This window comes from Myxococcus sp. CA056 (assembly GCF_013336715.1).
In the GTDB taxonomy this organism is placed as follows: Bacteria; Myxococcota; Myxococcia; order Myxococcales; family Myxococcaceae; genus Myxococcus; species Myxococcus llanfairpwllgwyngyllgogerychwyrndrobwllllantysiliogogogochensis.
In genome coordinates this window covers 33,393-51,612 of record NZ_JABUMT010000013.1, presented here as the reverse complement: position 1 = coordinate 51,612, position 18,220 = coordinate 33,393, and the positions used below count along the sequence as shown (strand labels likewise).

Sequence of the window (18,220 nt, the reverse complement as noted above, 5' to 3'; positions counted from 1 at the left end):
TCGGCACGTGCGCACTGCGGAACGGATGTGTCAGGGAGATGAGCGACCGCCGATTTCAGGGAAGCGCTCATAACCCCGTAGGAGCGCGGCCAGGTGGTCGGGGTTGTCGAGGTCGAGCGGCGCGTCCGTGAGCCGCACGACCCACCCGCCCGTCGCCGTGTGTCGTGCGCGGAGAAGCAGGTCCGCATCCCGGGCCGGGTCGGGAAACCCGATGGCTCGGGCGGTAGCGGCCGACCAGTAGTTCAGCCATCCGAGACGGTGCGGAATCTCAGGCGAGCGAATCATGTCGGGGAGCTTGAGCGCGGGCAGTCCCCGGGGAGGGCGTGGTGACCCCTCCTGCGTGGGGCTTGTCTGCTCGGCGATCTCCACCCCGGCGTTGAACGGTGTTGCGTGCCCCCACAGCGCACGTGCGCCCTCTGCAACAGCCTCCAGGACGTCGGTGGCGGCAACGGGACCAGCAGTGTCGAGTGTAAGGTCTACATGGACTTCGAAGTGTGGCGGGCCTTCCGCCGCAAGCCCGTTCGGGTTTTCCCACCCGGCGATCGTGACCGGGTGCTTGTCGTTGTCGTTGCGCAGGAACAGAAAGCCGCCATCCGTTCTGTTGGCCATGATCCACTCGTCGCGGTTGGGCAATGCGATGAGGTCCTCCTTTTCAGAGGTTGTCCATTCCAAGTGAAGACCGGGAAGCGCACGCTCCATTCCATGGATGATGGCCAGCGCACGGCCTTCGTCGCCCAGGAGGGACGGTGCGTAGACGATGAGGGCAAGGTCATTCTGCCTGGATGCCATTTCAACACCAATCCATGATGACGACATTGAGAGAAGGATCCGCCAGCCTCAGTTCGGCCTTGTGAGCCTCGCTGCGAACTCCAACGAGGAAGTGATAGCCGCACTCCTTTGCAAGTCGTGCCTCTCGCTGCATCTCGGCCAGCTTCATCTTGACGAAGAACCTCCGGGAGTGAGGTGAGTGTCTCTCGAAATCATCCGTCTTGACCTCCCACATCGTTCGAGTGGTGAGGACGAGTGCGTCGAAGTGCTTGCCGTTGATGAGTACATTCAGGCCAGGGAAGCTGTTGCCTGGAATCTTGTTGGCGCAAACATCATGTGGCTCGTTGCCTCCGCGTGGTGGCCCTGGAATCGGCCTGCACTCAGGGCGGCGCTGTCGCTCCCGTGGATCGGTCGGCACAGGGGGAAACCAATCCTGTCCTGATGTCTCGGGCTTGGGCGTTCGATTCCCGGAGGCGTCCTGTATCGTGGGCTTCGCTTGGGGATCAGCCTCTGGCTCTTCGGCGTTGCTCCCCCGCGGTTCGTAGGCATCCAGCGCTTCCTTGATGGCAAAGCCCACCACCACGACACCAACGACGACCACCGCGCCAACGACAATCTCGGGAGCAGCCAAGATACAGAGGCCGACTCCCAAGGTAACCGTGCCCGCCGAGGCAACGGCGCATCTTCCAGCCCGGTCGTTGAAACGGATCCGGTCATGGTCGAGGGCTGGATAGCACCGCTCCGCCAGCACGGGCCAAGGCTGGGAGGCCTCACCGACGACGCACCGGCCCTCGTCACGCCACGGCAGTTGTGCTGCTCGCCGCAGGTTGGCGATCCGCGGGTTCGAGGGCTCGCGCTCTCTGGAACCTGGCGCCGATGCGGCGCACGCCGACAAGAAGAGCAGAAGTGCGGTGCCGGCGATGAGACGCATGGCTACGTCCTTTCAGGCTGGCCCGGGTACCGCAGGTCAACAAGGTCCCTTGGAGTATGCCAGCACTTGATAAGGACGAGAGGCCTCTGTCGCCCTGGGATGGGCGATGAGGTACTCGAGAGCGCCATCGGCGGAGTGGGGGGCCTACGGAGTCAGGCTGCTGGTCTCCGGGTAGCGGCGCGCGGGGCCCTGGAAGGGCGCGAGAACGCGGTGCTCCTCGCGTCCCGCCACGGCCAGCGCCCACAGCGGGAAGACGCGCAGATAGGCGTCGTAGTGGATGGCGCAGGTGCGATTGAAGACGCCCGCCCGCGGCTCTGGTGGCCATCGGCCGTCACCGTCTTGTCGCGCGCGCAGCCACGACACTCCCCGGCGAGTGGCCTCCGATTCGCCCTCTCCGGCGGCCATGAGTGACAGCAGCGACCATGACGTCGTCACCGCGTGTCCCGTCGGCCCGTCCACCCAGCGACGCTCGCGACAGCTCTGGACGGTCTCACTCCAGGAGCCGTCCTCGCGCTGATGGTCTTCGAGGAAGCGGACCGCCCGGCGCAGCGCGGGGTCTCCAGCCCGGACGCCACCGGCCACGAGGCCCGTCACCGCGAACCACGTGCCATAGCTGAAGCACACTCCCCAAGCGCCCTCCCAGCTTCCGTCCGGCCGCTGCGTGCGACGAAGGAAGTCCAAGCCTCGTGTGATGGCTCGACCCACAGGCGCCGAGGGGTGTGCCCGGCGCCACGCGATAAGGGCCTGGACACAGGCGGAGGTGCACTCCACGTAGCTTGCGTCCACCATGATGCCGGCGAACACGTCCGAGGGATTGAGCCGCTCCAGCCAGCGAGGGCCTCGCATGCGTTCATAGGTGGCCCAGCCGCCGTCGCGATTCTGGAGCGAGAGGATGAACTCCACGGCCTGCGCCAGTCGCTCGCGAGGCACGCGGTTGAGCCCCAGCGGCTCCAGCAGCAGACATGCCTTCAGTGCCTCCGCGGTGCAGTCACTGATGGGCCAGCCATGGGCGCGAGTGCTGAAGGGCCAGCCCCCCCGGCTCGGGTGTCGGTAGTTGCGCGCGGCGCGAGGCGAGTCTTCCAGCACCTGCTCGGACTCGAGGAAGCGCGCGGCTCGCGCGAGGGTGTCCCGTGCTTGCGCGTCACCCGACGCCACCAGCGCCTGGACCGCGAACGCGGTGTCCCAGAGCTGCGAGGAGTTGTAGCCATTGAACGTCACGCCTTCCTTCGTGCGCTGGAGGTAGTCCGGCAGTTGCTCCAGGTGGGCGCGCACCTCGGGTCCATCGGGGCGGGCGATGTGCCAGACCACGGCGTTGAGCACCTTGTTGATGGGCCCGATGCAGATGGAGTGCGTGGCCTCGTCCTCACCGCGAATCAGCTCCAGTGACTCCTCCATCGCGCGGGCGCGGAGCCGCCTGGAATGAAACCGCTCATGAATCCCGAGCACGCGGTTCACGGCGCGCAGCCACGCACTGCGCGGAGTGTAGGAATCGGTGGCGGCCACCCTGTTTCGCGCCGCCCTCCAGTCCACGTCCTCATAGGGCAGGGGATACAGCTCGCGACGCAGCTCGGCCAGCAGGGGCGTCTCCGTGGCGCGCGCCCGACGGCCATAGAGCCAGCCCATGGGCAGGTACACCATGCGGCAGTGGCACCACAGCCGCGATGGATGGAACGGCAGCGCGCGCGGCAGCAACCACAGCTCCGGCGGCGTGGGGGCAAGCCCGTCGTATTCGTAGAGGCCCAACAGCGCGAGGATGAACTTGCCCCAGGAGCCGCTGCCCAGCGGCCCACCGCGAGGGAGGAACCAGTCCCGCGCGCGCAAGAGGCCCGGGTCATCGGCGTCGATGCCCAACAGGCGCAGCGTCACGTAGTTGAGCACCGTCGTGAAGACGAGGCTCGGTGACTCCACGTCCAGTCCCCAGCCTCCGTCCGCGTTCTGGTGATGGCGAAGGTAGGTGAGCAATCCCTCGCGGGTACGCGTGTCCGGGGCACGGCCCATCACATACAGCCCGGCCACATACACCGGGCTCAAGAAGAGAGGCCCGCTGTAGTCTCCCTTCCAGGAGCCGTCCGCCTCCTGGGTCCGGGCAAGCACGTCGCGGGCCCGCTGAATCATCTCACCGCCTCCACCCCCTGAGCGGCTTGCGAGCAGTCCACGTAGAGCGCTCGCAGCGCGGAATCCGACGCCACTCGCTCCTGCGTGAGCAGCATCAGCGTGCGCACCGCATCCCGACCGAGCTTCACCGGCGTGGGGTCGAACACCGCGGGATTTCCCTCCACCACGTTGAGCGTCAGCACCGCGAAGAAGAGGGGATAGAGACAGAATAGCCGGAGGCCGGGCTCCTCGGGCGGAATCGCCAGGGAGTACTCGAGCGCTTCATCCAGCTCGCCGCGCGCCACCGCCACCAGCTCCGAGTGCAGCGCCATCGCTCGCGCGCGGTGGCTCGGCAGCGCGAGCGTGGCGGGCTCCAGTCCGTATGCCGCCATCCGGTCCAGCGGCAGCCAGCACCTTCCGTGGTCCAGGTCCTCGCGCACGTCCTTCAAGATGTTGGTGAGCTGCAGGGCCCTGCCGAACGCGGTGGCCCTCGGTTCGAGCAGGGCCTGATGCGGCGGCGTGACGAGCGGCGAGTAAGCGATGAAGAGTCCGGTCAGCATCTCGCCCACGACTCCCGCCACGCAGTAGCAATAAGCGAAGGACGCCTGGAGGTCGGGCAACCCCACGACAGGCCCGTCGCCTCCGTACCTCCGCTGAATCTGGTTCATCCCGTCGGTCATGATGCGCACACACCGCGCGACGTGGGGATGGACCCAGGAGGGGAGCGAGGCCAGGGTCTTCAGCACCGTGGACGTCCCCGCGACCAATTCGACTTCCGCCTCGGGGGCGGACGCTCGCAGCGCGGCACCTGCCCGGCGAGCAAAGGCCTGAGCGCGGCCTTCCCAACCCGGCTTCAGCTCCACGAGGCTCGCCAGCTCCTCGAACAGCGCCTCCTGGAACGGCAGGCGGGCTTCATCCTCCAGCGTGTCCGCGATGCGGCACAGCAGGTAGGCCACCGTGACGGCGAGGTCCAGGGGCTCGGGCAGCAAGGGGATGTTCAGCGCGAACGTCCGGGAGACCCGGGGTAGCACCGTTCGGCAGAACGACTCTTCCAGAGCAACCATGGCTTCCTCCACTGCGTCATGTCGTGTCCATGACTAGTTGTTGCGTCATGGGGGTGGCGTGCGTGCGGAACGTCGACGTGGTGATTGCGGGGGGCGGCCCCGCGGGGTGCGCGGTGGCGGCGGCGCTCGCCGAGCTGGGCCTGTCCGTCCTGCTGGTCGACGCGGGCGTGGACCGCCACAAGCAACTCTCCGGCGAGCTGCTCCACCCCACCGGGGTGCGTGACTTGCGCAGTCTCGGCTTCGGTGACGTCGTGGACGCGTGGACCTCGCAACCCGTGCGAGGCTTCGCGGTCCTCTTCTCCGCGCCCGAGCGCACCGTCGTCCTTCCCTATGGACACGGCGCCACCGGGGTGTCGCTGGAGCACGCCACGCTCACCGTTCCCCTGTTGGAGGCGGTGGCCCGGCGTCCTGGCGTCACCCTTCAGGCCCACTCTCGCGTGACGGCCGTGGAGCAGAACGACGCGCGCGGCGTGCGCCTTCGCTTCTCCCACGACGGTGTCGAGCACACGGTGCGCGCCCGACTGCTGGTGGCCGCGGACGGACGCGCGTCGCCCGTCCGGAGGATGCTGGGCATCGCCGAGCGCTTCACGCGCATTTCCACCATGCTGGGCGTCACGGTGGACAGCGCCTGTCTGCCCCACCCCGACCATGGACATCAGTTCGTCGGCGGCTCCGTCTACGCGCTGGCCTACGCCATCCAGCCCGGTGTGGCGCGGGTGATGGTGGACCTTCCCTTGGGCAGCACCGCGGCGACGTTGAAGGCCCAGCCGGAGCTGCTGCGCACGCTGCCCCCCGCGCTGCGCTCGGAGATTCTCCAGTCGCTGGGGGGGCCACTGGCTCCGCGCATGGCGTCCAATGACGACCGGCTCGCGGAGACGGTGCGGAGGGGGAGCGCCGTGCTGGTGGGCGACGCCGCTTCGTGTTGCCATCCCCTCACCGGCAGCGGCATGGCCTCGTGCTTCCACGATGCGCGCGCTCTCCAGGAGGCGATGCGCCGCCACCCGGAGGACCTCCCTCGCGCGCTCGAACGCTACGCACGAGAGCGGCGGCCGGCCCAGCGCACCCGTGTCGCGCTGGCCTCCGCGCTCTACGACGCCTGCGCCGGTCAGGACGAAGGCATGCGCGCGTTGCGCCTGGGATTGTTGCACTACTGGGAGCACAGCCCGAGGGGCGCCAGCGCCTCCATGGCCCTGCTCGCCTCCGAGGAGTCGCGCATGCGGGTGATGGCGCGCGAGTACCTGTGCGTCGTCGGCCATGGCCTGGTGGCGATACGCTCGTCGCGCCGTCAGGGGGGCCGCCTCCGAGCCACCGTGCCGTTGCTGCGCTCGGTCGGACCGCCCCTGAGGGATGCCGTGGCGAGCACGGTGGAGCAGGTGGGGAGCTGGTGGCATCGCCGCGTCCGCCGTCCCGTCTACACGCTGGCCCGCTCGGGCTGGGTGTCACCCAGGCGCGCCTTCGCATCCAACTGATAGCTCCGGCCTCGCCAGTCCACCTCGCGCGACAGCCGCGCGGACAGCGCCACGCCCGCGCCCAGTAACGGCAGCACCGCGGGCACCCAGTAATGCCGAGGGGCGATTCGCGGCCCGTTGAAGGCCCGCTGGAGTCGCAGTTGGCTCCACACGGAGAAGCCAATCGGCACTGACGCCAGGGCCGCATGTCCCCAGGCCCGTCGCGTGACGGCCGCCGCCAGCCCTCCCCACGCGAGCCAGCCCATCACCCCGCGTATCCAGTTGGGGCGCGCGAAGTTCCAGGGGAGGCCCGCCTCCGAGAAGAGGACCCAGCGCCGGAAGATGCGCAGGAACTCGCGCAGCTCCAGTTGTCCCGTGACGATGCGCAGGGGCGCATGGATGACGCGGTTCTTCCACCCGACCTCGTGCAGCTTGCGCCCCAGGTACATGTCATCCACGAACTGACCGGCGGCACATCCCACGCCGCCGATGGCCTCGAGTGCTTCGCGGCGGAACACCATCAACTGCCCCATGATGAAGGGCAGCGCGCCGTCAGGCCCCGCCGCGCGCGCGACCGACGAGCCGTACCAGGCATTCACCAGGAGCCCATAACCCACGTCACCCGCGAGGGGCTCCTCCGCCGCCGCGTAGATGGGAGCGAACGTCGCGCCCGTCAGTGCATCCTCCAGCAGCGCGCCCACCAGCGCCGTGAGCACGCCGGGCGCGGGCCGCGTATCCGAATCACTGAAGGCCAGCAGCGTGCCCCGCGCACGCGCCACGCCCATCTGCATGGCGTTGAGTTTTCCCGTCAGTCCGGGGGGCGGCTCTCCCGCCACGAGCAGCTCCACCCGCTTCGCGCCCGTCGGGTAGGTGGCGAGCTCCTCCCGGGTGACGGCGAACGCCGGGTCCTCCTCGCTGTCGAAGACGAAGAGCACCTCCCACTCACCGGGGTAGTCCAAATCCAGCAGCGCGCGGACGTTCTGTCGCGCCTCCACATCCAGTCCCCGGATGGGACGAATGATTGTCACCGAGGGCGGCTCGAACTTCCTCGGGGACGGGGCTGGACGCCGTCGCAGGCCGGCCATCAATCCCCGATGCCCATGGACCAGCACACCCAGCGCCGCCGCTCCCGCCGCGACCCACGCCATGTCTCGCGTGTTCATGGCCTCACCTCCGTCCCCTCGCTCCGCGCATGCGGATGCCCATGGTGGCCAGGCCCCCACCAGTTCAGGTCCCCCATCAGCCGCATCATCGCGGGGACGATGAGCACCCGGACCAGCGTCGCATCCAGCGCCACCGCGATGGCCATGCCCAGCCCCATCGCCTTCACCACCACCACCGACGCCAACGCGAAGGCCGCGAAGACAGCCACCATGATGGCCGCCGCGCTGGTGATGAGCCCGCCGGTCTGCTCCAGCCCCTCCGCGACCGCGTGGGTGTTGTCACCCGTGCGCAGCCACTCCTCTCGGATGCGGCTGAGCAAAAGCACCTCGTAGTCCATGGACAGGCCGAACAAGGCGCAGAACAACAGGATGGGAAGGGATGGTTCGATGGGCCCGGGCTCGAAGCGCAAGAACTGGTGCAGGTGCCCCTCCTGGAAGATCCAGACCAGGGCCCCGAACGAGCCCGCCAGCGAGAGCAGGTTCATCAGCAGGGCCTTCAGGGGCAGCACCACCGAGCGCAGGAGCACGAAGAGGACGATGCACGTCATCCCCATCACGAAGCCCACGGCCGCGGGCGTGTGATGCCGCACGAAGGCCGTCGCATCCACGTCGGTGGCGGTCTGCCCGCCCACGAGCAGTCGTCCCTCTCCCACCGAGCGGTCCGCGCGCAGCGCCTTGACCAGCTCCCGCGCCTCACGACTGCTGGGGGGCGCGGACGTCAGCACCTGCAGCACCGCCACGTTGCCCGTGAGGTACGCATCCCGCGCGACGCGCAACTCCGGGGGCAACATCTCCGCGGGCGCGGCGGCCAGCTGTTGATAGGCGGCCTTGTCCATGCCGGGCGACAGGTCCACCGCGCTCTCCACGCCCACGACTCCAGGCAGCGACGCGAACCGTCGGCTCGCGTCGTAGAGGGCGGAGGCCCGCTGCGGTGTGAACGGGTCGCCCGATGGAAACTCCACCGCCACCAGCACCCGTGTCGCGGCCTCGCGTGGGAACAGCCGGGCCAGCGTCTCCGCGCCCTGGCGGGCTTCCGTGTCGGGAGGCAGCGCGGTGATGTCCGTGGCCGCCAACTCCAGGCGCCGGAACGGCAGCCCCATGGCCAACAGGAGCGCGAGCGTGGGCAGCAGCACGAGCCAGGGATGTTTCATCACCCACGTGGCCAGCGCGTGCCACATGCCACCGCGTCCCGTGGAACGGCCGAAGGGCAGCCGTCCCTTGTCCACCCTCGGCCCCAGCCAGGAGAGCAGCGCGGGCAGGACGGTGAGCGCGAAGAGCACCGCGAAGGCCACGACGAGCGCGCCGCCCAGACCCATGGCGCTCAGGTACGAGCCGCGAAAGAAGAGCAGGCCCGCCAGTCCCACCGTGACGGCCAGTCCGGAGAACGCCACCGCGCGTCCCGCGGTGTCCAGGGTGCGCGTCAGCGCCTGCTCCGTCGTCAGTCCTTGCGCGAGCTCGCCTCGGAAGCGGCTCACGATGAAGAGCGAGTAGTCGATGGCCACGCCCAAGCCGATGAGCGAGACGACGTTGAGCGTGTACTGCGCCATGTTGGTGACGCGCGAGAGCAGCAGCACGCCCGCCACGCCACAGAGGACGGCGAGCCCGCCCACCACCAGCGGCAGCATGGCGGCCACCACCGTCCGGAACACCCACAGCAACACCAGCAGCGCCAGCGGGAAGGAGATGAGCTCCGCGCGCAGCAGGTCATGCTCCAACAACTGGTTGAGAGCGGCGAGGAAGGCCACCTTGCCGGTCAGCGTCGTGTCGAGGCGCGGGTCCTCCACGGCGGCGCGCACGGCGGGGAACGCGGCGGTGGCCTCGCGCTCGCCACCCTTGAGCCGCACCAGGGCCAGCAGGTCGTGGCCCGTGCGCGACACGAAGCGGGCGCGCAACGCCGGCGGGGCGCCCACCGGTGACACCACCGATTCGACCTCGGGCAGGCGCTGTACTCGCGCGAGGACGTCCGTAACGGCCTTCGTGAAGCGTGGCTCGTCCACCGTCCAGGTGTCGTGGTGGAAGATGACCGCCAGCGTCTGGTCCGTCGAACCCGCGGCGGCGGGCCGGGCCAGCGCCTCCGCCTTCGCGGCTTCGATGCCGTCGATGGTGCCGGTGGTGAGGTGCCCTCCCTGGAGTAGCACCCAGATGGCCAGGGCCAGGAACACGACGGCGCCCCCCAACACCCGGCTCCGGTGCCGATGCACACCGCTGGCGAGCCGGGCGAACAGGGTGGGTGACGCTGTCGCGTCGCTCATGGCGCGGGGACTTCCTGGAACGATGCGAGGATTTCGCGCGCCGTATCCACCTTGACGCTGCCGCGCTCCACCAGCAGCCGCGCCACCTTCTCCACGTCCACGCCGCGCGCGCCCGCTGTCACCGCGACGCACCGGGCATGCAGCGCCATGTGCCCCTTCTGGATGCCCACCGAGCCCAGCGCGCGCACCGCCGCGAAGTTCTGCGCCAGCCCCACCGCCGCGAACACCATGGCCAGCTCTCGCACATTGGTGACGCGCAGGAGCTTGAGCCCGAGCTGCGCGCCGGGGTGCACCTTGATGGGCCCGCCCACCATGCCCAGCGCGAGCGGCAACTCGATGCGGCCCACCAGGTGGCCCTGCTCCAGCGTCCAGCGGGACAGCGGCCCGTAGCGGCCCCCTCGGCACGCATAGGCATGCGCGCCCGCTTCGATGGCCCGCCAGTCCTGGCCCGTGGCGATGGCCACCGCATCAATCCCGTTCATCACGCCCTTGTTGTGTGTCGCCGCGCGGTAGGGGTCCGCCTCCGCGAAGCGGCTGGCCTGGAGGATGCCCTCGGCGATGTCCTCACCCGGCAGGCCGAAGTCCGCCAGCGCCGCCAGCGGGATGCGACAGGAGGCCCGCGCCAGTCGCTGGTCGGCGAGGTTGGACAGGATGCGCACGAAGACGCGGCCGCCGGTGAGCTGCTCGATGAGCGGCGCGACACCCTCCGCCATGGTGTTGATGAGGTTGGCGCCCATGGCCTCCTTCGTGTCGACCAGCAGGTGGACGATGAAGAGCGGCTCGCCCTGGGGCCCTTCGGGCGCGGGGAGGATGCGCACCTGCACGTCGCGCGCGCCACCGCCTCGCCGCTCGAGCGCGGGGTGGAAGCTGTTGGCGAGGGCGAGCAGGTGCTCCCGCCCCGCCAGCAGCCGCGAGCGAGCGACCTCGGGCGTGCCGTAGCGGGTGAGCTGCACCTGGCCAATCATCATCGAGGCGTCCGCGTCGGCGGTGAACCCACCGGCCTCACGCACCACCTTCGCGGCGAAGGACACCGCGGCGACGACGGACGGCTCCTCCACGGCCATGGGCACCAGGTGGTCGCGCCCGTTGACGGTGAGGTTCAGCCCCAGGCCCAGCGGCAGGGCGAACACGCCCACCGCGTTTTCGATCATCTGGTTGACGACGTCGAAGGTCGGCGCGCCCAGTGCCCTGAGCACCTGCAGCTCCTCCGGTGAGACATCTCCGCGCAATGCCAGTTCCCGCCAGCGCTCATCCACGGTGCGGCGGTGGAAACCTGGCAGGCGAGAGGACAGTGTGCCCGGTTGGACTTGCGGCAATCCCTCGTCCACCACTTCCGACATAGACGCCCCCCATTGCTCTGCCCGTCAATCACCATGGGAACTGGTGATGACCGACGGCGTTGGGCAGGGGCCCTGGGGCTTTCGGACGTCGCGAGGTCCAGGAGCGGACGGCGTGGCCCGCGTCTGTGGACACCTGGGCCTTTGCGCCGCGTGCCTGCCCCTCCCTCGGGTGCGAGCGTCGTGCTCAGTGGGCGAGCATCAGCCACGCGCCCACGAGCAGCATCCATCCGAACACGAGCGACTCCACCGTTCGCTGGATGAGTCCGCGCACGGGTGACTCGAAGGACAGCGCGACCATTCCGAGCAGGACGAGCTTGCCCACCGCGCCCGTCAGCGTGGAGAGCGACGCCAGCGCGGGCAGGTCCTCGAACACGCGCTGCAGTTCGATGAGGCCGCCGCCCGCGCCGAAGTAGCCCAGCCCGGCGACCAGGTTGTGCATCTGATTCTTCCAGGTGCCCCAGAACGGCGCGCCCTCGTCGCAGGGGAACACCGCCGCGCCCACGTAGCTGACGCCCAGCAGCGACAGCAGCGCGAGCCCGGTGATGACGTCTCCCTCCGGCGCGAGCCGCGCGTTGAGCACGGCGGAGAAACCCATGACGGCGAGCCCCGCGGGCGCGAAGCCGAGCCAAGCCACTCGCTTCGCCTCGGGAGCCCCCGACGCGCCCAGCTCGCTGATGGTGTGGCGCAGGTGGCTGTAGCCGGGACGCCGTCGCGCGAACCACCACGGCGGCAGGGCGGTAAGCGTCGTGGCGAGCAGGGCGGCGAGGAAGACCCCAGGGTTCATGCGCTTATTCCAAGGGGGCAAGGGGCCCGGAGAAAGGGGATTCGATGGGGGTAGCCCCGCGCCCGGGGCGTCGTCAGATTGCAGGGGCTTACGCCATGAGGAGGGCGTCATGTCGCATCGCAGCCGACTCTCGGGCTTCATCATCGATTGTGAGACCGGGGACATGCGGTCCGCCGCCACCTTCTGGGGGCAGGCGCTGGGCCTCCGGGTGGGCGAGCACGAAGTCGAGGGTGGAGCCGAATACGTGGGCCTCCAGGACACTCCAATGGGGCTGCACGCCGCACTGCAGAAGGTCTCGCACCCCTCGCGCATCCACCTGGACATCGAGGCGGACGACCAGGACGCGGAGGCCGCGCGCCTTGAGGCGCTGGGCGCCCGGCGCATCGGCTGGGTGAAGCGCTGGTGGGTGATGGAGGCGCCCACGGGCCATCGCTTCTGCATCGTGAAGATGAACAACCCGGACCAGGGGCCGCCACCCACCGTCTGGGGCTGAGTCCCGTCGCGGTGAGCCTCGGGCTCAGAGCGCCGCGGCGGCACGGAGCGGCACGGCCGGGCGCGACTCGCGTCCCGTCGCGGTGGGCCTCGGGGCTCAGAGCGCTCCGGCCACACTGGCGCGCAGGCGGCGGAGCCCCTCGTCGATGCCGTCCGCCGTGAGCGCGCCGTAGCCCAGCACCCAGCCATGGCGCGTCGGCGCGCCGGCGAAGTACGGGGAGAGCGCCTCCACGCCGACCCCCGCGGCGCGCGCCTGCCCGGTGAGCGCCTTCTCCAGCCGAGCGCCACCCCGCGCGAAGGTCGCGCACAGGTGCAGGCCCGCGACGGAGGGCAGCAGGCGGAGCCCGGAGCCAAAGTGGCGCGTGAGCCCTTCGGTGAGTCGCGCGTGCCGGTGCTCGTACTCGCGCCTCGTCTTGCGCAGGTGACGGGCCAGCAGGCCGGTGTCGATGAAGCGCGCGAGGACCGCCTGAGCGGGGAGCTGGCTGTGGCTGTCCGCCACCTGCTTCGCCAGCCGAAGCTCCCGCTGGAGTGACGGCGGCGCGACGAGGAATCCCAGGCGCAGCCCGGGGAGCAGCACCTTGGAGAACGAGCCGACGTAGAGGACGCGCCCGGAGCGGTCCAGGCCATGGAGCGTCTCGAGCGGCCTGCCGCCGAAGCGGAACTCGCTGTCGTAGTCGTCCTCGATGACCACCGCGTCGCGCTGGCGGGCCCAGTCGAGCAGCGCGAGTCTTCGCGCCGGTGACATCACGATGCCGAGCGGAAACTGGTGGGACGGCGTGACGTAGACGAGGCGCGCGTCGTCCGGCAGCGCGCTCACGTCGAGTCCTTCCGCGTCGACGGGAACGGGCACGACGCGCGCACCCAGCGACTGGAACAGGAGGCGCGCGGGTGGGTAGCCCGGCTCCTCGACGGCGACACAGTCTCCGGGCTCCAGCAGGACGCGCCCGATGAGGTCGAGCGCCTGCTGGGCACCGTGGGTGATGAGCACGTCCGTGGCGTCGGCGCGCACGCCTCGGGACACGCCGATGTGGCGCGCCACGGCCTCCCGCAGCTCGGGCTGTCCGGACGGGTCCATGTAGGCCGCCGTCATCGCCGAGGCGCGCAACTGCCTCGCCATCAATCGGCGCCAGGTCTCGAACGGAAACAGCGCGGCGTCGGGGATGCCGACGCGGAAGTCATGGCGCGCGGGGGGCTCGGGCGGGCGAGGGGTGGGCAGCTCGCTCCAGATGGCCCGAGGGCGCAGCTTCACTCCAGCGGAGGCCCTGCCTCGCGGGGCGTGCTCCCGAGGCGGCTCCTGGACGATGCTGCCCGCACGGCTGCGCCCCGCGAGCAGCCCCTCCGCGCCCAGCCACTCGTAGGCGACGCTCACCGTGTTGCGTGACACGCCCAGCCGCCGGGCCAGCTCGCGCGTGGGCGGCACCCGCTCTCCGCCGCGCAGGCGACCGTCGAGAATCTGCGCTCGCAGGCCCCGGTAGATCTGCCCCGCCAGGTCCCTGCGGTCCTTGAGGTCGACGTGAAGGTCCATGTCTGGGCCTTCCATAGATTGGCCCAGTGAGATTCGTCAAACCTGGACCTGTCGGAGGGCCATGGGAGGAGCACCCTGTCGGCACTTCTCAACCGAACCCTGGAGCCCCCATGAGCCCCGCTGCCCAGTCCCTCACGTCACACCCCGTCGACCCCGCGCGCATGCCCTGGATTCCCATGGGCCCGCCCGGCCTCTCCTTCAAGCCGCTGCGCTTCTTCCGGGATGGCTCGGGCTGGATGTACATCTTCCGGCTGGAGCCCGGCACCCTGATTCCCCGCCACCGACACACGGGCGAGGTGCATGCCGTCAACCTCTCCGGGACGCGCAAGCTGCTCGACACCGGCGATGTGGTGGGACCCGGTGGCTACGTCTACGAGCCGGCGGGCAACACCGACAGCTGGATGGCCATCGGCGACGAGCCGGTCGTCATCCTCATCACCGTGCGCGGCGCCATCGAGTACCTGGACGCCGAGGGCCGGGTCACCAAGAGCGTCGGCTCCGCCGAACGGCTGGAGACCTACCGGCGCTGGTGCGAGGCGAACGGCGCGGAGTTCCTGGCCACCCTCGAGTGAGGACCTCAGTGGTGGAGTTGCGCCTCCACCGTGTCCAGCACCTCTCCGCCCTCGCCGGTGAAGACGAGCTTCGTCATCGCGAGGGCGAAGCCCGCCACCTGCTTCGCGGTGACTCGCGGCGGCATCGAGAGCGCGTGCGGGTCCGTGACGACGTCGACGAGGGCGGGCCCCGGGTGTGAAAGGGCTCGCTCGAAGGCGCCACGCACGTCCCCGGGGGCCTCCACGCGCTGCCCCATGACGCCCACGGCCTCCGCCAGCTTCGCGAAGTTTGGATTCACCAGGTCCGTCTCCGTGTCCGGGTAGCCCGACACCTGCATCTCCAGCTTCACCATGCCGAGCGAGCTGTTGTTGAAGATGACGACCTTCACGGGCAGGTCGTACTGCGCCAGCGTGAGGAAGTCGCCCATCAGCATGGCGAAGCCGCCGTCCCCGGACATGGAGATGACCTGCCGGTCCGGGTACAGCAACTGCGCGCCAATGGCCTGCGGCAGCGCGTTGGCCATGGAGCCGTGCGTGAAGGAGCCGATGATGCGCCGCTCGGCGGTGGCGCGCAGGTAGCGGGCGGACCACACGTTGCACATGCCCGTGTCCACGGTGAAGACGGCGTTGTCGGCCGCCACCTCGTCGAGCAGGGCGGCCACGTACTCCGGATGCAGGGGGCGGTGCGAGCCGACGTTGCGCACGTGGGTGTCCAGCTTGCGCCGCGCCTTGGCCAGCTCCTCCAGTGCATCCTCCAGATGGCGCCGGTCTTCCTTCTGCTCCAGCCGGGGAAGGAGGGCGCGCAAGGTCTCCCGGATGTCGCCGCAGACGCCCAGGTCCAGGCGCGAGCGGCGGCCCAGGTGCTCTGGCCGCACGTCCACCTGGGCGATGTGGGGCTTCACGGGCATGAACGCGTCGTAGGGGAAGTCGCTGCCCAGCAGCAGGAGGACATCACACGCGTGCATGGCTTCGTACGCCGCGCCGTAGCCCAGCAGGCCCGTCATGCCCACGTCGTAGGGGTTGTCGTAGGCCACCCACTCCTTGCCGCGGTACGCGTGGCCCACGGGAGACTGGAGCGCCTTGGCCAGCGCGAGCACCTCCGCGTGGGCGCCCTTGCAGCCGCTGCCGCAGAACACCGTCACCCGTGAGGCGGAGTTGAGCAGCGCGGCCAGCCGGTCCAACTCCGCGTCGGCCGGGCGGACCACGGGGAGCGCGGTGGAGAAGCTGGAGGGGACGTCCTCGCCCGCGTCGAGCGCGGCGATGTCTCCGGGAAGCACCACGGCGGATACGCCGCCTTTCGCCAGCGCCGTCCGCGCGGCGAGCCGGAACAGGCGCGGGGCCTGCTTGGGGTTGGACACCATCTCGCAGAAGTGGCTGCACTCGCGGAAGAGCAGCTCCGGGTGCGTCTCCTGGAAGTACGAGGTGCCAATCTGCTCGCTGGGGATGTGAGAGACGAGCGCGAGCACCGGGGCGTAGCTGCGATGGGCGTCATAGAGCCCGTTGATGAGGTGCAGGTGGCCCGGTCCGCAGCTCCCCGCGCACACCGCGAGCTTGCCGCTGAGCTGGGCCTCGGCGGAGGCGGCGAAGGCGCCGGCCTCTTCGTGCCGGACGTGGACCCACCGCAGCTTCCCCTGGCTGCGGCGCACGGCGTCGGTGATGGGATTGAGGCTGTCGCCGACGACGCCGTAGATGCGCTCGGCACCCGCGTCGATGAGCGTCTGGACGAGCGCATCCGCCACACTGGAGTGACTCATGCGAGTGAAGCTGGGGGGCGCCCGGCTTCCGGGCAACCCGAGTCAGCAGGGGAGCAGGCACTCCGCTGGCCGCCCTGGACGCGGGAGGGCATCCCGCGTCAGGCGGCGCGATTACTTCTTCGGCGCTTCCACGCCGTTGGCGGTCCAGACGTAGTGCTGCTGCCAGTTACCACCGATGCCCACCCCCTCACCCCGGTCGTGATTGGGGACGAGGTACTCCGGCAGGCCCGCCTTCTGGAAGCTGTCCGGCACGCGGGTGCCCGACTCGAAGTGGGCCTTGTTCGACACCGTGTACTCCAGGTTCGGCTTGCCCGTCTTCTCGTCGATACCGGTGCACTTCACCTGCGTGTGGTACGAGCCCATGAACCACTCCAGCGACGTATAGGCCCCCTGCTTGTCGTCCTTCGCGGACGCGCTGCCTTCCTCGGCCGTCCCTGGGCCCGTGAACTTGTAGAGCCCCGCGTTGTAGTCCGGGTGGTTCACGTCGTTCGGCGAGAACGTGTCGCCCACTTTCGGGTTCGGGAACTTCTCGAAGAACGCGTCCGTCACGGCCTGCTGGTGCGGGCGGCCGGCGAGGTCCTCCGTGTACGCGTTGTCGCGCACGGTGACGACGTCGACGCCGCCCTCCTTGGTCCAGGTGCCCAGGTCCTTGGGCTTCTCCTCCAGCAGCCACGTGCTCCACAGGCCCGGCCAGTCCGCCTTGAGCTCCTGGCCCGTCACGGGGTCCTTGGTCCGGTTGATGCCGTTGAGGTCCACATCCGCCAGCTTCTGGAGCTTGTCCGTCACGCCGGAGTCCTTGCCCAGCACCACCTCGGAGCCCTTGGCGAGCACGTCCATGCCCTTCTCGGTGCCACTCAGCAGCAGGTCCGTCGCGCCGCTCGGCAGCAGCTTGTCCGCGCCTTGGTAGGCCACCCGCAGGCCCGTCTGGAGCGCGTCGCGCGCCAGGTCCTTCGGGTCCGGGAGCACCTGCTTCAGCTTGTCCGTCACCGGATTGTGCTTCACCACCTCGAACACGTCCTTCGAGGTGTCGACGACCGTGTTCTTCGCGTCCTTCGCCTTGTCGACGACCGCGTCCTTCGCGTCCTTCGCCTTGTCGACGACCGCGTCCTTCGCGTTCTTGGCGGTGTTGGTGACCGCGCTCTTCACATCGCGGAAGCTCGGGACTTTAAAATTCATGACAGGCCTCTGGGGGGTGTGGGGGCCAGCAGCAAATGACCTACAAAAGAGTTATCGGTCCCTCACTTCCACGGTTTCTTGGGGGCTGAGATATTCCTGACTCACCCTCGGTGCGGGATAGAACGGCCAGCCCCTGACGGGATGCGTCAGCGACAAAGGTCGGTTCGAGGGGCTGGGCGTACGTGAGCCTCCAGCGTGGAGCGGGGCGGCACACTGGGGGACTCACGGGACGGGACGACGGACCTGGACGGTGCTTCGGCTCACTCGTAACAGCTGCTGGCGACTTCCCGCAGCTCGACGATGCCCCACTCACTGGCGGGACACGCGTGGGCATATTCCAGGGCCTCCTCGCGCGTCTTGCAGTTGAGGAGGAAGAAGCCGCCGATGATTTCCTTCGACTCGGTGAACGGGCCGTCGCTCACCGTGCGCTTGCCTCCGTAGTTCTCGATGCGCACCGCGTGGTCATCGGACTTGAGCGCCTCGCCCGTCACGAGCACGCCATTGGTCCGGAGCTTCTCCTGGAAGGCCATCATCCGAGCGTAGGCGGCCTGGCCTTCATCGAGTGGCCGAGCCTGGCGCTTCCCCGGGGCCTCCATCATCAGCAGCATGAATGACATCGCGCTCCCTCCTTTTGAGAGCCGCGACTCTACGCCAGCCCCGTGACACGTCGTCGAGCCACCGAAGGTGCGTTGCTCGCTCTCCATCGCTTGCCCGCCAGTCGCACGGTGCGTTTTTCATTCGAGCGGACCGGGCCCATTTCCCCTGTCCGGTATCCGACGGGAGTGGACCGCCGCCGCACCATGGGTGAGAGAAGACCGCGCGCCACTCTGGGTGTGCCTCGGTGGTTGACCCCGCGAGTCGGAGAGGGGAGCGTGCAG

The 18,220-nt window shown here is 69.4% G+C and carries 15 protein-coding genes; 3 read left to right on the top strand and 12 right to left on the bottom strand.

Features of this window, described 5'->3' with window-relative positions:
- Window positions 1-30 precede the first annotated feature (30 nt).
- The 4 genes from HUA76_RS35070 to HUA76_RS35055 form a co-directional block, all read right to left on the bottom strand.
- Window positions 31-789 carry a DUF5953 family protein gene (locus HUA76_RS35070; RefSeq protein ID WP_141644664.1) on the bottom strand — a complete coding sequence of 253 codons (759 nt, stop codon included), beginning with the start codon at window positions 787-789 and terminating at the stop codon, window positions 31-33.
- 1 nt (window position 790) lies between these two features.
- Entirely contained in the window at window positions 791-1,699 is a 909-nt protein-coding gene (locus HUA76_RS35065; protein ID WP_174463289.1) for a DUF6310 domain-containing protein, read from the bottom strand.
- Window positions 1,700-1,843: 144 nt separating this feature from the next.
- A complete protein-coding gene (locus tag HUA76_RS35060) occupies window positions 1,844-3,814 on the bottom strand; it encodes a 2,3-oxidosqualene cyclase (protein ID WP_174463288.1) in 1,971 nt (656 codons plus the stop codon).
- A complete protein-coding gene (locus HUA76_RS35055) occupies window positions 3,811-4,857 on the bottom strand; it encodes a squalene/phytoene synthase family protein (protein ID WP_174459267.1) in 1,047 nt (348 codons plus the stop codon). The genes HUA76_RS35060 and HUA76_RS35055 overlap by 4 nt, the downstream gene beginning before the upstream one ends.
- Before the next feature lie 62 nt (window positions 4,858-4,919).
- On the opposite strand from HUA76_RS35055, the gene HUA76_RS35050 reads away from it, so the two are divergent.
- Window positions 4,920-6,326: an NAD(P)/FAD-dependent oxidoreductase gene (locus HUA76_RS35050; RefSeq protein ID WP_174463287.1), complete on the top strand. Its 1,407-nt coding sequence runs from the start codon at window positions 4,920-4,922 to the stop codon at window positions 6,324-6,326.
- On the opposite strand, the gene HUA76_RS35045 is transcribed toward HUA76_RS35050, so the two are convergent.
- The 4 genes from HUA76_RS35045 to HUA76_RS35030 form a co-directional block, all read right to left on the bottom strand.
- Window positions 6,269-7,468, bottom strand: coding sequence for a glycosyltransferase (locus HUA76_RS35045; RefSeq protein WP_141644668.1), 1,200 nt, complete (start codon window positions 7,466-7,468; stop codon window positions 6,269-6,271). The genes HUA76_RS35050 and HUA76_RS35045 overlap by 58 nt on opposite strands.
- Complete coding sequence (locus tag HUA76_RS35040) at window positions 7,465-9,720, bottom strand: MMPL family transporter (RefSeq protein ID WP_174459264.1); 2,256 nt, start codon at window positions 9,718-9,720, stop codon at window positions 7,465-7,467. The genes HUA76_RS35045 and HUA76_RS35040 overlap by 4 nt, the downstream gene beginning before the upstream one ends.
- Window positions 9,717-11,060 carry a hydroxymethylglutaryl-CoA reductase, degradative gene (locus HUA76_RS35035; protein WP_174459263.1) on the bottom strand — a complete coding sequence of 448 codons (1,344 nt, stop codon included), beginning with the start codon at window positions 11,058-11,060 and terminating at the stop codon, window positions 9,717-9,719. Before HUA76_RS35035 ends, HUA76_RS35040 begins: the two co-directional genes overlap by 4 nt.
- A 184-nt stretch (window positions 11,061-11,244) precedes the next feature.
- Window positions 11,245-11,844, bottom strand: a complete 600-nt coding sequence (locus HUA76_RS35030) for a DUF998 domain-containing protein (RefSeq protein WP_174459262.1) — start codon at window positions 11,842-11,844, stop codon at window positions 11,245-11,247.
- 109 nt (window positions 11,845-11,953) lie between these two features.
- Between HUA76_RS35030 and HUA76_RS35025 the strand changes: the two genes are divergently transcribed.
- Window positions 11,954-12,337 (top strand): VOC family protein, encoded by a 384-nt coding sequence (locus HUA76_RS35025; RefSeq protein WP_174463286.1) that lies wholly within the window; start codon window positions 11,954-11,956, stop codon window positions 12,335-12,337.
- Between the two features lie 96 nt (window positions 12,338-12,433).
- On the opposite strand, the gene HUA76_RS35020 is transcribed toward HUA76_RS35025, so the two are convergent.
- A complete protein-coding gene (locus tag HUA76_RS35020) occupies window positions 12,434-13,861 on the bottom strand; it encodes a PLP-dependent aminotransferase family protein (protein ID WP_174463285.1) in 1,428 nt (475 codons plus the stop codon).
- 110 nt (window positions 13,862-13,971) lie between these two features.
- On the opposite strand from HUA76_RS35020, the gene HUA76_RS35015 reads away from it, so the two are divergent.
- On the top strand, window positions 13,972-14,433 hold the full coding sequence (locus HUA76_RS35015) for a 2,4'-dihydroxyacetophenone dioxygenase family protein (RefSeq protein WP_174463284.1): 462 nt from the start codon (window positions 13,972-13,974) through the stop codon (window positions 14,431-14,433).
- A gap of 5 nt (window positions 14,434-14,438) precedes the next feature.
- Here the strand turns inward: HUA76_RS35015 and poxB are convergent, their stop codons facing one another.
- The 3 genes from poxB to HUA76_RS35000 form a co-directional block, all read right to left on the bottom strand.
- Entirely contained in the window at window positions 14,439-16,166 is a 1,728-nt protein-coding gene (poxB, locus tag HUA76_RS35010) for a ubiquinone-dependent pyruvate dehydrogenase (RefSeq protein WP_174463283.1), read from the bottom strand.
- A gap of 111 nt (window positions 16,167-16,277) precedes the next feature.
- Entirely contained in the window at window positions 16,278-17,342 is a 1,065-nt protein-coding gene (locus tag HUA76_RS35005; protein WP_174463282.1) for a hypothetical protein, read from the bottom strand.
- 260 nt (window positions 17,343-17,602) lie between these two features.
- Entirely contained in the window at window positions 17,603-17,959 is a 357-nt protein-coding gene (locus HUA76_RS35000) for a YciI family protein (RefSeq protein WP_174459256.1), read from the bottom strand.
- Window positions 17,960-18,220 lie beyond the last annotated feature (261 nt).

Excerpts from the sequence above, each read along its gene's own strand:
- HUA76_RS35070 (WP_141644664.1), bottom strand. The coding sequence starts at position 789 with ATGGCATCCAGGCAGAATGACCTTGCCCTCATCGTCTACGCACCGTCC.
- HUA76_RS35065 (WP_174463289.1), bottom strand. The coding sequence starts at position 1,699 with ATGCGTCTCATCGCCGGCACCGCACTTCTGCTCTTCTTGTCGGCGTGC.
- HUA76_RS35060 (WP_174463288.1), bottom strand. The coding sequence starts at position 3,814 with ATGATTCAGCGGGCCCGCGACGTGCTTGCCCGGACCCAGGAGGCGGAC.
- HUA76_RS35055 (WP_174459267.1), bottom strand. The coding sequence starts at position 4,857 with ATGGTTGCTCTGGAAGAGTCGTTCTGCCGAACGGTGCTACCCCGGGTC.
- HUA76_RS35045 (WP_141644668.1), bottom strand. The coding sequence starts at position 7,468 with ATGAACACGCGAGACATGGCGTGGGTCGCGGCGGGAGCGGCGGCGCTG.
- HUA76_RS35040 (WP_174459264.1), bottom strand. The coding sequence starts at position 9,720 with ATGAGCGACGCGACAGCGTCACCCACCCTGTTCGCCCGGCTCGCCAGC.
- HUA76_RS35035 (WP_174459263.1), bottom strand. The coding sequence starts at position 11,060 with ATGTCGGAAGTGGTGGACGAGGGATTGCCGCAAGTCCAACCGGGCACA.
- HUA76_RS35030 (WP_174459262.1), bottom strand. The coding sequence starts at position 11,844 with ATGAACCCTGGGGTCTTCCTCGCCGCCCTGCTCGCCACGACGCTTACC.
- HUA76_RS35025 (WP_174463286.1), top strand. The coding sequence starts at position 11,954 with ATGTCGCATCGCAGCCGACTCTCGGGCTTCATCATCGATTGTGAGACC.
- HUA76_RS35020 (WP_174463285.1), bottom strand. The coding sequence starts at position 13,861 with ATGGACCTTCACGTCGACCTCAAGGACCGCAGGGACCTGGCGGGGCAG.
- HUA76_RS35015 (WP_174463284.1), top strand. The coding sequence starts at position 13,972 with ATGAGCCCCGCTGCCCAGTCCCTCACGTCACACCCCGTCGACCCCGCG.
- poxB (WP_174463283.1), bottom strand. The coding sequence starts at position 16,166 with ATGAGTCACTCCAGTGTGGCGGATGCGCTCGTCCAGACGCTCATCGAC.
- HUA76_RS35005 (WP_174463282.1), bottom strand. The coding sequence starts at position 17,342 with ATGAATTTTAAAGTCCCGAGCTTCCGCGATGTGAAGAGCGCGGTCACC.
- HUA76_RS35000 (WP_174459256.1), bottom strand. The coding sequence starts at position 17,959 with ATGTCATTCATGCTGCTGATGATGGAGGCCCCGGGGAAGCGCCAGGCT.